The organism is Gottfriedia acidiceleris (assembly GCF_036421055.1).
Lineage (GTDB): Bacteria > Bacillota > Bacilli > Bacillales > Bacillaceae_G > Gottfriedia > Gottfriedia acidiceleris_C.
Genome location: NZ_JAZGQS010000016.1, coordinates 71,895 through 85,394, shown reverse-complemented (window position 1 = coordinate 85,394; position 13,500 = coordinate 71,895). Strand labels below are relative to the sequence as shown.

The 13,500-nt window shown below is 31.1% G+C and carries 19 protein-coding genes and 1 pseudogene; 2 read left to right on the top strand and 18 right to left on the bottom strand.

The genetic code is table 11. The features are described from left to right. Positions 1–136: 136 nt before the first annotated feature. The 8 genes from RAH41_RS19775 to pyrE form a co-directional block, all read right to left on the bottom strand. Positions 137–493, bottom strand: coding sequence for a hypothetical protein (locus RAH41_RS19775; protein WP_331224979.1), 357 nt, complete (start codon positions 491–493; stop codon positions 137–139). A gap of 183 nt (positions 494–676) precedes the next feature. Beyond that, on the bottom strand, positions 677–1,114 hold the full coding sequence (locus RAH41_RS19770; protein ID WP_331224977.1) for a hypothetical protein: 438 nt from the start codon (positions 1,112–1,114) through the stop codon (positions 677–679). Between the two features lie 184 nt (positions 1,115–1,298). After that, entirely contained in the window at positions 1,299–1,592 is a 294-nt protein-coding gene (locus RAH41_RS19765; protein WP_331224975.1) for a hypothetical protein, read from the bottom strand. Positions 1,593–1,796: 204 nt separating this feature from the next. After that, positions 1,797–2,318 (bottom strand): VanZ family protein, encoded by a 522-nt coding sequence (locus RAH41_RS19760; RefSeq protein ID WP_331224973.1) that lies wholly within the window; start codon positions 2,316–2,318, stop codon positions 1,797–1,799. A 287-nt stretch (positions 2,319–2,605) separates the two neighbouring features. Then, the gene (locus RAH41_RS19755) at positions 2,606–3,013 is read right to left on the bottom strand and encodes a hypothetical protein (RefSeq protein ID WP_331224971.1); all 408 of its coding nucleotides are present in this window, start codon (positions 3,011–3,013) and stop codon (positions 2,606–2,608) included. A gap of 279 nt (positions 3,014–3,292) precedes the next feature. Continuing rightward, positions 3,293–3,694: a hypothetical protein gene (locus RAH41_RS19750; RefSeq protein WP_331224969.1), complete on the bottom strand. Its 402-nt coding sequence runs from the start codon at positions 3,692–3,694 to the stop codon at positions 3,293–3,295. Between the two features lie 200 nt (positions 3,695–3,894). Beyond that, the gene (locus tag RAH41_RS19745) at positions 3,895–4,248 is read right to left on the bottom strand and encodes a hypothetical protein (protein ID WP_331224968.1); all 354 of its coding nucleotides are present in this window, start codon (positions 4,246–4,248) and stop codon (positions 3,895–3,897) included. Between the two features lie 459 nt (positions 4,249–4,707). Further along, positions 4,708–5,235: an orotate phosphoribosyltransferase gene (pyrE, locus tag RAH41_RS19740; RefSeq protein ID WP_331224966.1), complete on the bottom strand. Its 528-nt coding sequence runs from the start codon at positions 5,233–5,235 to the stop codon at positions 4,708–4,710. 286 nt (positions 5,236–5,521) lie between these two features. Here pyrE and RAH41_RS19735 point away from each other — a divergent pair, with 286 nt between their 5' ends. Then, positions 5,522–5,740: a hypothetical protein gene (locus RAH41_RS19735; protein WP_331224964.1), complete on the top strand. Its 219-nt coding sequence runs from the start codon at positions 5,522–5,524 to the stop codon at positions 5,738–5,740. A 435-nt stretch (positions 5,741–6,175) separates the two neighbouring features. Here the strand turns inward: RAH41_RS19735 and RAH41_RS19730 are convergent, their stop codons facing one another. From RAH41_RS19730 to RAH41_RS19715, 4 genes and pseudogenes are all read right to left on the bottom strand, one after another. Continuing rightward, complete coding sequence (locus tag RAH41_RS19730; RefSeq protein ID WP_331224962.1) at positions 6,176–6,406, bottom strand: hypothetical protein; 231 nt, start codon at positions 6,404–6,406, stop codon at positions 6,176–6,178. A 388-nt stretch (positions 6,407–6,794) separates the two neighbouring features. Then, a complete protein-coding gene (locus RAH41_RS19725; protein ID WP_331224961.1) occupies positions 6,795–6,974 on the bottom strand; it encodes a hypothetical protein in 180 nt (59 codons plus the stop codon). A 55-nt stretch (positions 6,975–7,029) separates the two neighbouring features. Then, positions 7,030–7,488 (bottom strand): hypothetical protein, encoded by a 459-nt coding sequence (locus tag RAH41_RS19720; RefSeq protein WP_331224960.1) that lies wholly within the window; start codon positions 7,486–7,488, stop codon positions 7,030–7,032. 247 nt (positions 7,489–7,735) lie between these two features. Then, positions 7,736–8,953 (bottom strand): annotated as a pseudogene (locus RAH41_RS19715) (IS110 family transposase). 371 nt (positions 8,954–9,324) lie between these two features. On the opposite strand from RAH41_RS19715, the gene RAH41_RS19710 reads away from it, so the two are divergent. Further along, entirely contained in the window at positions 9,325–9,750 is a 426-nt protein-coding gene (locus RAH41_RS19710; protein WP_331224959.1) for an HIT family protein, read from the top strand. 161 nt (positions 9,751–9,911) lie between these two features. Here RAH41_RS19710 and RAH41_RS19705 read toward each other — a convergent pair whose 3' ends face one another. From RAH41_RS19705 to RAH41_RS19680, 6 genes are all read right to left on the bottom strand, one after another. Beyond that, a complete protein-coding gene (locus tag RAH41_RS19705; RefSeq protein WP_331224958.1) occupies positions 9,912–10,712 on the bottom strand; it encodes a Cof-type HAD-IIB family hydrolase in 801 nt (266 codons plus the stop codon). A 128-nt stretch (positions 10,713–10,840) separates the two neighbouring features. Further along, positions 10,841–11,023 carry a hypothetical protein gene (locus RAH41_RS19700; protein WP_331224956.1) on the bottom strand — a complete coding sequence of 61 codons (183 nt, stop codon included), beginning with the start codon at positions 11,021–11,023 and terminating at the stop codon, positions 10,841–10,843. A 186-nt stretch (positions 11,024–11,209) separates the two neighbouring features. Beyond that, complete coding sequence (locus RAH41_RS19695; protein WP_331224955.1) at positions 11,210–11,464, bottom strand: DUF7336 domain-containing protein; 255 nt, start codon at positions 11,462–11,464, stop codon at positions 11,210–11,212. A gap of 81 nt (positions 11,465–11,545) precedes the next feature. Beyond that, complete coding sequence (locus RAH41_RS19690) at positions 11,546–12,139, bottom strand: group-specific protein (protein ID WP_331224954.1); 594 nt, start codon at positions 12,137–12,139, stop codon at positions 11,546–11,548. 127 nt (positions 12,140–12,266) lie between these two features. Then, complete coding sequence (locus RAH41_RS19685) at positions 12,267–12,701, bottom strand: hypothetical protein (RefSeq protein WP_331224952.1); 435 nt, start codon at positions 12,699–12,701, stop codon at positions 12,267–12,269. A 164-nt stretch (positions 12,702–12,865) separates the two neighbouring features. After that, the gene (locus RAH41_RS19680; protein WP_331224951.1) at positions 12,866–13,411 is read right to left on the bottom strand and encodes a hypothetical protein; all 546 of its coding nucleotides are present in this window, start codon (positions 13,409–13,411) and stop codon (positions 12,866–12,868) included. Positions 13,412–13,500 lie beyond the last annotated feature (89 nt).

Sequence of the window (13,500 nt, the reverse complement as noted above, 5' to 3'; positions counted from 1 at the left end):
CTAATTTTTAAATTCTAGGTTGGTAGTCCTAATTTAAGTCTGTCTAAAAATTGAAAAATCCCTAAATTAAAACCTTTTTGGTTTGGTGGTTTGACAGTTTCGTTCATATCAGTTGAATAAGGGTATTTTCAATATATTAATTGAATGTAACCAAATCTGGACTTAGCGCTATAAAATGTGGTAGCCAACAGTCTGAGTTTTCGGTGCCTATTTCGTGATTATTAAAGCAGACCCTATAAAAGCCATCTAAACCATCATAACCACAACATCCATTTAATCTACTTTCATCAGGATGGTAATTTGAATTTATTAAATCATTAATATTTATAATAATAAACCCTTTTATATTAATATCAGCTTCTCCACTATCTATGATAAAAAATCCTTCAGGAATGTATGCTTTCCCAACGTTTTCACTAAGCATTTTTAAGTCTTTTAATTCAGTTACCTGTTTTGATATCTCAATTTTGCATTCCTTACAAATTAATCTCATCCTTTTATAACACCTCTAAAAACTGTATTTAATTTAAATATAGCATATTTTTGAGTATTTCTTATTCAACTAACCTGCCATTTAGTACAATAAAAACGACCACCGAAGTAGTCGTTCGTTGTTCAACTAATGCACCAGTTAGTTGAACAACATTAATGATATTGGAACCAAGGAATCCATCCTTTATTTATCTACCCATCCACTTTCTGAATGAACTTGATTTATTTTTCCCTCATTTGAAATAAACTTAACTGTTTTTCCGTTTACTTTATATTTAGTTACCGGAAATGTAATCTTAGCAGAATCGTATTCTGGATGATCATACATAAAATCATAGTTAAACTCTATCATCGTTGCTCCTTTTTTGATTTCTTTATATAACCATTCGTTATTTTTCTCGTATTTATTAGCTGATTTTCTTTGGTTACGCTCGAGTTTATAAATCTCATCTTTAGTTAGAGTTTTAGTAACACTGGTCTCTATCTTTGTCTTTTTAATACTAATTTTGTTATATGTATTTTGAATTGAAGGAAAACATACGGCTATAATCCCAATAACTAAAATTAAAGATATTAAAAGAACTTTAAAACTGGTTCCCTTTTTCTTTTCAATTACAGCCATAATTATGAACACACCTTTCAATATTAGCCCTAGTATAAAGATATTAAATGTTTAGAGTGACTAATCCTTTTTAGGCATAAAATTCTTGTTATTGAAATATCCTGACAGTTTGTTGAATAAAAAAAATCGACTCAGCAGCCGATCTTGTTGTGTAACTAATGCATTAGTTAGTTGCATAACCAAATTAAAAAAATGTTGTACTAAATAATCCCCAAAAGAGAATCACCATAAATAACATAATTGTTCCAAATATGAATGAACATATTTTAAACCAAATAATGTGGTTCTTTCTAGAAAGGAATTTTTTTGTAATACTCAAGATAAAAGTCATTATAAGCTCTAATAGCTCAAAACCTGTAATACCAATTACAAAGTCATCATCTGATTCATATTTTTTAAATGCATAATAAAACCCGTGATAACTAAATAATCCAAAAAGTAAAGTAGATATAGTAACCAAGATGATTCCAATTAACATTAACATACCAACCTATTTTATTAATTTATAATAATTGTAACACCTTAATTAAAGGGTGTTAACCACTTAAAATGGTAGTTCCCTTATTCAACTAATCTGCCATTTACTTGAATAAGAAAACGATCCTTCGTTATTGAAGAATCGCATGCGCTAGTTGAACAAGCAGCAAAAAAGCCACCCTAGATGGTTTGATATCTTCAATTACTATTTAAACCTAATAACACCACTAATTAATACTATAACTAATGCAACAAGGAATATCACTCCGATTGAAGTTAAAGCATTAAGGATTTTATTTGCTTTTGTACTAAACAGCCTACAAAATACAATATAAACTCCAATTCCAATAATTCCACCCAATGTATTTCCCAAAAGGTCAGTTATATCGCTAGCTCCTATAGCAAAGATAAATTGCAATACTTCAAATAACAAACTAAATCCTGCTATTACTACAATCTTTTTCAAGAAAGACCAATTTGGTTTGAGCATACTGTTATAAATTCCAAATGGGATAAATGCAAGTACATTTAAGATTATTTCAGTAAAATCTATTTGATTATTAACACTAACTGAACCAGCAAAAGGGATTAAGTTGATTTCTCTAAAATCGGGCAATCCTTGATATGAAAATTGCATTTTAAAGACTATAATCCATATTAATGCGAATAAATAAACGGCAAACAAGCCAGCAGTTATTTTATTTTGATTATTTATTGATTTCCCCATATAAATCCTCAATTTCTAATTCTTTTTCAATCTTATAATCTAAGCCTTTATCCTACTTTAAAATTGAATCTCAAGTTTCTTTTTAAAAAAATTATAGCATGGTATATTATCTTTGAATATTTCCCTATGCTTTAAGAGTAGGAAAAATTTCTTAAAAAAAGAGTGAAGTAAATATTAAATTTTTCTTAAATCCATTTATTAGCTCTAGTGTCTAACTAGTTCTTTTTTCAAATCTCTTTCTTTGTTAAATAAAAAAGACCGCCAAAGCAGTCGATCAATGCACTGCGTTAGTTGAATAAGTATTTTTTTAATGTTTTAGCGTTATTTTTATCTAACTCACCGTACCCTTCTTTTTTATCATCACTAATAATTGTTGCTGTACCTGTCTCGTTAAACCAAATTTTATATTCATATAATTCTTCAGGCATATTTTTCTCGACTTCATAAAAGAAAACAGCATTTACATCTGGTTCTCTAGCAATACTAAGATTTTGTCTCTGTTGCCATTTTATTTTTTTAGATAAGTTTTCTATTAAAACCAAAGTTTCTTTATTTTGAATAATAGTGGGTTCCTGATTTTTTACTAATACATCAATATCAATTCTAGTTAATTGTCCCTTACCTTCCGATGTACAACTCACTAATAAAAAAGTAAAAACAGAAATAAGAACAAAATACTTCATTAATTTTTTCATCCTTACACCTCCAAAAATAGATGAGTTCTACAATTAATATTCTCATACCTTTAAATTAAAAATCGGGTTATTTTAATATTTAATTTTATAACATTTATACGGTTTCTTTATTCAACTAAACTGCTCTTTACTGCAATAAAAAAAGCCGCATATAACCAGCTCTTGTTGTTCAACTAATACATGCGTTAGTTCAATAAGGTTTTATTAATTATCAGGAAACCAAGTTGAAATTCTGTTTCATGGTGTTGCTACGACTAAACATTCTTTTCCACCGAATGCTTAACCATCACCAGCTTGCCAACATTCATATTGTTCATGAAAGCCATTATTAAATAAAATTTTTCCCGATTTAAATGCTATGTAAAGGTGAGGAGAATCATTGCCTATACAAATATCAATTACTTCTTCTCTTCTTAATTCGTATAATAACTTGAACTGTTCATCTTCTGTCATATCTTCAATATCTTCTTCTGAGTTTGGAAATAAAGTAGTGTTGCGAGGATAGACACTCCACTTAGACTCAATATTTAACCATACTTGGTCTGGTTCATGATCGTTGTAATGCATAAAGAAGACATATGTAGTGGCAGGACTTAAACCAAATTTAATCCCGTCTAATTGGCTTCCAATAAACATTTGCCTTAGGACGTTCATTGCAAATTGTCTTTCCTCTTGATCCATAGAATACACCTCACTTTATTCTTTAATTTTACCGTTAACTTATTGAACCTAAACGCCAGTTAGTTAAAAAAATCCCGTAATAACTACTTTAATTTAATGCAACTACTTCTTTTAGTTGAATAAGAAATATGTATATCTATAAATAAAAATTTTCTTTAAATGGATAATGTCAATTAAAGAAAGAAGAGTTTCCTACCAATTCACTCTCTATATCCTCTTCCAATTACTTGCTTTGTTTCACCATCAAAAAACACAGTAATATCACCAAGTATTTCACTATTCTTTGTATGAAATGTTACCGCATATACTTCTTTTCCATCGTAACTTTCATCCGTTAGTTGTGCAATTTTCTTTGTTACCACTTTTCGCTCTACTATACCACCACCATCTGGTTTGCCATTTACTAATTCTGTTTTTTCTTTATCAGATAAGGTATGATAAACGATTGCTGTTATTGAATATGAAGATGCTTTTTCTTCTTTATCGTTACCGCAGCCAGTCAAAATGATTGCTGAAAAAAAAACACTCAAGATTATATGAAAATATTTTTTCAATTTTATCACCCCGATATAATCAATATTCGTATTAAATAAATCATTACTATACAGACTTTTTATCTTTGCTTCCTCCATTTAGGAAATAGAATAATCCACAAACTCCATATTGGATAATATTCCCACAATAAATATTTCTCTTCTATAACTAAAATCCCTCTATTTCCTAATTCCTTATGCAACTAATCTGCCATTTAGCCACCCATGCAGCGCAAGCGTTGCACCACAGCGAATGAAAATTAATTGGATTTGTCAATACTGATACTGACTTTATCCAGTCAACTGTAATCACTAGACTTTTTAGTTAAGCTCTCCTCTTTTTTTAACGATTGAGCAGGGTTTTCTTAAGTATTGTCATTTTGTTAAATCAGACCTAACTAATTTTCATGGTAGCTGCATAAGAAAAACGATCCTTCGTTATTGAAGAATCGCACTGCGCTTGTTGCACAACACTACCATTTATTTCGTAACAGCGATTAAATCATCCATAGTAAGTAACGAATGTAAAATTAATCCCGCTTCGTATAAATTTTCTTTACCATTTTGTTTTCGATCAATTACACATAATACGTCTTTTACATTAGCACCAACTTGTTTTAAATCCTCTGCACTAAGTTTAATTTGTCCTCCAGTTGTCACTACGTCTTCAACAATACAAACTTTCTTATTTTGAATATCAATTCCTTCTGCAAGTTTGCAAGTACCATAGGCTTTAGCTTCTTTTCGAACAAATACTACTGGGATTCCTGTCTTTAAAGATAAAGCAGTGGCAATCGGAATACCACCCATTTCTAACCCTGCTAATATTTCAGTACCTTCTGGTATTAATTTTGATAGTTGGTCAGCTATTTCATTTAAAAGTATCGGATTCGATTCGAATAAGTATTTATCAAAATACTCGTTTGATACTAGTCCTGATCTTAACTTAAATTCACCAGTTAAATGGGAAGTATTATAAATTTCTTGCGCTAATTGAACTTTGTCCACTATTAAATCCCCCTAAAAATCATCTATATTCAAATAATTTTAACAATAATTCTCTGTGAATTTCTAAAGCAAATTTTCCTATTTATTCCTGTTCCTTATTGCACTAATCTGCCATTTAGCAGCATAAAAAACGATCCCTTGTTATTGAAGAATCGCATCAGTTAGTCATAATGAACGAAACGGCTCCTTTTGCTTATCGTAGGTTGCACTTGGCAATAATGGGAGTGAATTAAAAGCCTACCCAATCCAAATGTAGAGCTACAAACAAAAAGGAGCCGTTTATATTATGAAGGATAGTCAAAAATTTATTGGTTTAGACGTTGAAGCACAAAGAATTGCCTGGAAAGCTCAACACCGTCTTAATTTAAAATATAGCCGAATCACTGCTAGAGGGAAAACTGGTAAATTCGCAGTAGTCGCAGTCGCTCGAGAATTAATTGGATTTATATGGGCAATTGGTTGTAGTATCGAAGATTCACAACTATCCAAATCAAAAGTCGCTTAAAAACTTAAACCAGTCGTTAAAAGATTAAATTAATAGAGTCAAATAAATATTGAAATCTTGGCCCGGAGGCAAATTCGGTAAGGAGAACCCTCTTGTGCAACTATGCATTAGGTTTAATAACTGAACATGCGCCGTTAGATCGAGGCAGCTCTGTAACGGATAAAATGAAATGTGGTAACCAACCCACGCATATCAGACTGTAAATCACCGTTAATTTATTTGCCTTCGTGCCAAGCTTTTAAGCCATTATCTTTTCTTTTTAAAAACAAAAAATATCTACTATTATAGAGCTGTCATTCACAGACTTAGAAAATCTAATTTTTGAATTCTAGGTTGGTAGTCTTAATTTAAGTCTGTCTAAAAAATGAAAAACCCCTATATTAAAACCCTTTTGGTTTGGTGGTTTGACAGTTTAGTTCATATCAGTTGAATAAGTTAATCACTAAAATCTCTAAACAAAGTCTCTAATTCTTTATGGTCGTAATAATCCCCATCACTAATGAATTTTTCAATCTCGACTGTACCATCATCCATAAATTCTACTTCCCACCGTTCACCTGGCACTCGAATTGCTACCATAATGGCTTCATCTCGAATTTTTTGTATGCTATACGCAATATTACTTTCTTCCAACTTGTTTAAAAAGGTATTTAAATCCAAACTCACTAGACCCAACTCCTATATTTCACTTTAACAAATCAAATACCATTCTTAATTACAGTCCATGTTCTAAATCAACAAACGCATTGCTTTAGTTTAATAAGGATAATGAAATAGAATTTTCAAAATACCCCATAGAAGTAACCCTGCAATAATAACTAGAACTCGAATTCCCCAATTCTTCACTCCATAAATCCTCCTGATAACCCTTGTAATAATTATTTGTCTATCTAATATTACTCCTTTAAGGGCATTGGAAAAACCCTTTTTTATATCTTCTCATATTCAACGAATCTGCCATTTGATGAATAAAAAAAGAGCCGATCACAGCTCCAAAATGTTATCTAACTAAAGCATTGCGTTAATTGAACAAGATTTTACCGATGGGTAAGTCTTATCTGTTAGCCTTCTTTTTAAAAATAAAAAAAATCAAAAAATAAATGACCAAATATATTAATGCTAGACCAGCTATATTTTCGTTAAGTAAATTGTTAATGCCATCGGCACGAAGTATTGAACGAATAAAAACGGAAAGTGCAGCAATAATTGCAGAAATCAAGACTCTTTTGCCCATAAAATTTTACTCCTTTCCTTGTTGAATTAATGCATCAGTTAGTTGCATACCTTTTTTATTTTGCCAATTCCACATTGCTTAATAAAGTTGGAATCGCCTTATAAATGTAATTTACTAATTGTTTCATTTGTTCAAAAAAGTTTTCATTATCAGGATCGCCAATATTTACTGCTGTGTGTAGACCATTATAAACCTCATTGAATAAGCGAATTTCACGGTCATATTCTTGCTTTATATATTCTTTATGTAATTCACTCATACCAATAATAAGATCGAAATTCTCAAAGCAAGATTCATTAAATTGTAATCGATTGAAGCCAGTGGTATCGATTCCCATCTCATTCATTATATTAAAATGAATTGTAGAATATTTACTAATATCATTATTAGCTCTAATCCCTGCAGACACCACTTTAACTGACGTATTATTTGTTTTTTGAAGATAATCCTTCATACAAAATTCAGCAATTATACTTCTGGTGAAATTATCGGTGCAAACAAAAAGAATGTTCATTGCTACTCCTCCTCCATAAAACAACTGATGCCTCTATTTAAGCTTTTATTATACCATCCCTTATTATACTCAACTGCCAATTAACACAAAAAAAAGGCTATAAAACAGCCTTTCGCAATCTTCAACTACTATGAAAATAAACTTCTGTAAATTCGATAAAAAGGCAATACTAAATAGAAGCAGCTCATTCGTTTTTTAAAAAAAGAGGAGCGACTTATTGTTGGTGTTTATGGACTGATCAAATAGATTAAGAGGCTTCAGTTATTGATACGGAATAGCCTAAGTTTTCTAATCTTCGTACTGAATGGCGGACAATTGATTCCTGTCTTTGTTTATCAAAGTAATCTTCGCCTAGGTCGACATACATTTCTTTTCGGGTTAAAAGGTAATATGCAATTCTTAACATCGCATGGGCGACAACGATTGCAGCTTTACTTTTTCCTTTTCGTCCAGCTGTACGTCTATACAGTGCACCAAGATAGTTTTTGGATCCTCTTACTGATTGGGCTGCTTCTGTTAATGCCGATTTTAAATATTTATTTCCTTTTTTAGATTTACTAGATTTCCTTTTACCTGCACTTTCGTTATGTCCAGGAACCAGCGCTGCCCATGAACATAGGTGTGCTGCGGTAGGAAATTGATTTCCTACATCGGTGCCAATTTCAGCTAGAATTTGTTCAGCCATCCTTGTAGCGATTCCAGGAATTGAATCAAGTCGTTCAACATCTTCTTTATAGGAACTTACTCGATTTGCGACCTCTTGATCCAACATTTCTATTTAATTTGTTAGGAAATCAATATGAGTTAAAATCGTTTTTAACATTAGTCGTTGATGTTGTTGAATGTAGCCCCGTAGTGCCAATTCAAGCTCCTCTTTTTTCTTTTTCAGCGTACCACGAGCGAAGTTTGCTAGTTTTTCAGGATCATCTTCACCATGTGAAATTGCACGAAGCATGTCCAGTGAAGAAACACCCTTGATATCTGAAACAACAGAACCAAGTTTAATGTTAGCCCCTTCTAAAACCTTCTGAATCCGATTAAGTTGTCTTGCACGTTCTTCAATAATGCTACGACGATAGCGTACTAGTTCTCTTAATTCTCGTTGATTCCGATTTGGAATAAAACTAGCTTTGAGTAGTCCATGGCGAAGAAGCTGCGCAATCCATTCGGCGTCTTTAACATCAGTTTTCCGTCCTGGAAGTGCCTTCATATGCTGGGCATTCACAACTAAAAACTCGATACCTTCGGACTCAAGTAAATTAACAATAGGCTTCCAATAAACACTGGTACTTTCCATCGCTACATGAGTACAATTATTCTCTTTAATCCAGTCCAATAACTTTAATAGAAAAATAGTCTTGGTTGAAAATGTTTGGACCTCCTTTCCTTCTGATGTCATGATACAAGCAGTGATATTGTCTTTGTGAACATCTAAACCACACGCTCTTTCAATCATTACATCCATTGAAATCTTCCTTTCTAGGCTCATAAATGGAGGCTAGTGCAACAATCAGATTAGGATTAATCTACTATTAGTGCTTCCCGTAAGGGAGCAACAGTCAGTGGTGCACCGTGGTCGTTGGAGTCAGACTAACGCGTGGGCTCTATGGCACCATAGTTGATCGACCTTCTTCTCCTAGCCTTAGAATCAGTATGGTCGGATTCAATACATTTTCATTCACTGTGGTGAAGCTCCGTTTTTGAGCTTCATGGGTGGCTAACGCATGAGTTAGTTGAATAAACTCGTAAGATTTAATGTACTAACGTTAGTTTTCCACAATTTAGAAAGTGAATGTATAATTGTATATAATGTGATGCAAAAAGGAGGGAACCTAAATGAACTGTTTAGGTTGTAATTTAGCAAATAAAGAAGAGGCTGTTAATGTGGTATTCGAAGACGATTATGTTTGTTGCATCTTAGACCACAATCCTTATAACGAAGGACACGTTCTGATTTTGCCTAAAAAACATTTACGATACTTTGATGAACTTGACGAAATTACTGCAACCTCGTTAATTAAAGCATCAAGTATTATCTCAAAAGCTATAAAAAAATTGTTTAATCCAGATGGAATTACTGTGTGTCAAAACGGTGGAGCTTTTGATGAATTAACACATTTTCATATGCACATTGTTCCAAGATATGAAGGTCAAAACTTTGCAGATTTCTATACAGAAGATGGAGAAACCAACATTGAAGAAGGAAATAAATTAGAAGAGACAAAAAGAAAAATAATAGACACAATAAAGGTATTGGACTAAATCCAATACCTTTTTGAATGCTAATTATATTGCTATTTTCCTATCAAAAACACATCTAAAACGCTTGATAATTAGAATGTTTTTTTACTTTTTCTACTTCAAAACTGAACTACTTAGATATTAGTCGATCATCCTGTACTTTTGTTCAACTAAAGCATGCGTTAGTTGTATAACTTTTCCAGGATATTAGCTACACCATCATCATCATTTGAAGTTGTAATCTTTTTAGCGATTCCTTTTAATTCATCTATTGCATTGTCCATTGCTATTGGAATTCCACATAGCTTAAATAAACCTAAGTCGTTAAAATCATCACCGAAAACCATCGTTTTATGTAATGAAATATCTAATTTTTCTGCAAGGTTTGCTATTGCAGATTCTTTCGAAATGCCTAATCCCATTATTTGTGTAAGTTGATTAGAGTCCGTAGTAATAATATTAACTTTATCACCGAACTTCTTTGTAAAGACCTCTATGTTATTTAAGCGTGATACAAGGATTTTCGTAGGGCTAGTTAATTTTATTTTTACAAGTTCAATAATTTCAGGATTCTCAGCAACCTTCATAAATGATCGATAATCAATATTTTGATAGCTGTACCATGTGTCATTAACTTCAATTGAAAATAAGTGATCAGGTTCATTGATAATTAAGTACTCAATAATTTGATTATTTAGTTTCGAATCAATACAATAATGCTCATTAATTTGTAATTGGTCATTAATAATTAATGCACCATTATAATAAACAAAAATTGCTATTTCTTGTATTTCTTTTGGAAGTAAGTATTTGATTGTTCTTGGTGGTCGTGCTGTTGCAATTATTATTGGTATTCCAGCATTATGTATAAATCTTAATGCGTCAAAATTTCTTTGACTTACCTCCTTATTAGAATTTAGTAATGTACCATCTAAATCTAATACTACTGCTTCTATTTCCTTTCTAACCTTTAAAACTCCCATATTCCTCCCCCTATTTGTATTATTTATAAACTGGTTTTAATTAATATTCTTTATCTAACAGAATTGTCCTCTTAAATAAAAAAGTATGCGACTCGTGAGCTTGTACAACCAATGCATACGTTAGTAAGTTATCCTTTACGGCTTCTATTTGCTCGAAATTCTATTCCATAATAGATCACGCCAATTAGAAACAAAAAATTAGATAGCATTAAAACTATTCCATTCCATTCTCCATCAAAGAGTGTCACGTTGATGAGATTAATAGTATGCATTAAAAATATAACAACAAATAAAATACTGTACGTTTTCAAATGAAATGCACCTCCTGATATCCACTACTTTTTTCATCTATCATACCATGAAGTAAATTAAAAAATGTTAATTTATGGAAAATTTGCGAATTCTCGTATCTAACTAAACTGCCATTTTGTTGAATAAGAAAAAGCGATCTTCTATTGAAGAATCGCATTAGTTAGGTGAATAACTAATAAGATTTTTCAAGAACTTTCTGCTCGATCATCCCATTTAAAAAAGCCTTCTGTCCAACCTAGATCTTCATCAATTAAACATTCTCCAACAAAGAAACACTCTTTAGGATAGCTGTTAAATCCTTCAAGCTTAAAATAACATTCAAGAGCCTTTTCTGCGTTTTCTCTTGTAGAATAAACACCTAATATTTTTGTTTCTTCATGTTCGTCTTCATCACCATAATCATAGATATGAGTTAGCAAAAATACATACTTCTTGTTCATTTCCACCTAAACCACCTCATATTTCATATTTAATTATTGTTCAACTAAAGCATGCTTTAGTTCAATAAGCAATAATAATGATTACTTGTAGCTCTCACTCCAATTTATTACCTCTGCATCTAATACACTTACTTCTCCTAAACTTAAAATGTGAGGAATAAATGGAAACATCCCAAACTTATTGCCTTTCTTATTTTCTTCCTCATAGTAATTTCGGGTATCTATTGGAAGCTCATACATTTCTTCATATTCCTCTATATCTATAAAATGAACATCTTCGTTATTTATTTTCGTAGCAGGCCCTATATAATTTTCTTTACTGTATAAATAAACCACATTCTTATTATTTACTAAGTTTTTAGTCGGGATCTTATAAAACATCAAATCCGTTTTTACTTTAACACCAACAGTTCTTAGGGCATCATAAACAAGATGTGGATGTAAGGGTAATAAATGAATAACATCATTCCACAGGCAATTCAATTTTGGAATTTCTTTTTCCAAAAGTTTTGGTCGTTCAGGGTGGTCATAGTATTTTTTTACATACTGTTTATATAGTTCTAAATCCAAAAGCTTTATTTTATTTAAGGACATGAGTGTTTCTCCACTCATATTTTTTGGAACCATATGATAAACGTATTTAATAAAATCTCCTCCTTTTTTGTACTTTTTCATAATTCTATTTTCATTTAGTTTAGTCCTTCTTATAGAACTATATTGCCAGCACAATAAAAAAAAGACCGACTTAATAGTCGATCATGTTATTGAACTAAAGCATGCTTTAGTTCCGTAAGAAAATTATTTAATTTTGTATATCTAACCTTCTTAATACAATGCTATCTATTTTATCTTTCCAGTAAATTTCATAATATACTTCTTTTTCCTTATCAAGGAACTCACATCCACCACACTCTCTTTTTTTACCATGAAATTCACCAGATTGATTTAATAAAAAAGTTTCACCTCCGATGGTTCCATGATTATATTTAATCAAATAGTGCGATTTTGATTTAACTAAATCTTTATCATATTTTCCTTTATATTTTATAGTTGTTTGATATAAGATATCAGTTCCCGCCAAAGTCATTTCGTGTATAACTTCCCAATTATTGTCGACTCCTTTAAAACTAACCGTCTTGCTACTAAATAAATGATTTGCAATTTCTCCATGTGCTGAAGCAGTTGAATAAAATAAAAACATTAAACAGAAAGTAGTAAACGCTATTTTATTTTTCATTTAAAAATCTCCATTTTTCATTTAATATTCAACTGAATTATGTACTTTATACTTTTCAAAGCATTCAATCTTTTAACTATCCTGCCATTATGTTGAATAAAAAAAACTGCCGAAGCAGTCATTCATTGTTCAACTAAAGCATGCGTTAGTTGAACAACAAAAAACTATATCTCTAGTTTACATCTTTCAAAGCAATCGGCTAATAACACATTTATCTCATCACTAATCCATCTAAATTCGATTGCATCGGCTATGCTATGCATAGGTGAAAAACAATATCTTTGCCCGTCATTTGTATTAAAAATTATTGCTTCATCATAATAGATATTCTCACCTGCAATTTCATTTTTTCTGGAGTAAATAGATATACTGTTAATAATTGGTGCACTTACTATGTCAATTGATGAACGAGAGCCACTTATCATTTTTCCAAATGTTTTATCTATTTGATAATTTATCATTTCTGGATAATCTTGAAATTTTAATTTTAATCTCCAATAATCCTCATATTTTTTTGATTCCAACCATTCATTTGATATTACCAAAAACATTTTACCAATACTTAAAGAGATTTCTTCATAAAACAAATAGTGATTTTCATTTAGCCTAATATCAATTGAAGGACTTAATACTGACAAAAATTCCTTACCCAATTGATCTTTAAGTATCAATAATTCATTATCAGATAGAATTGCTTCAAATACTCCCATTTATCACACTCTTCTCTAAGATTTAAATTATAACGAATAAGGTGTTTAACATTAAATCTAAAATATTCAATCTTACTCTTATGTAACTA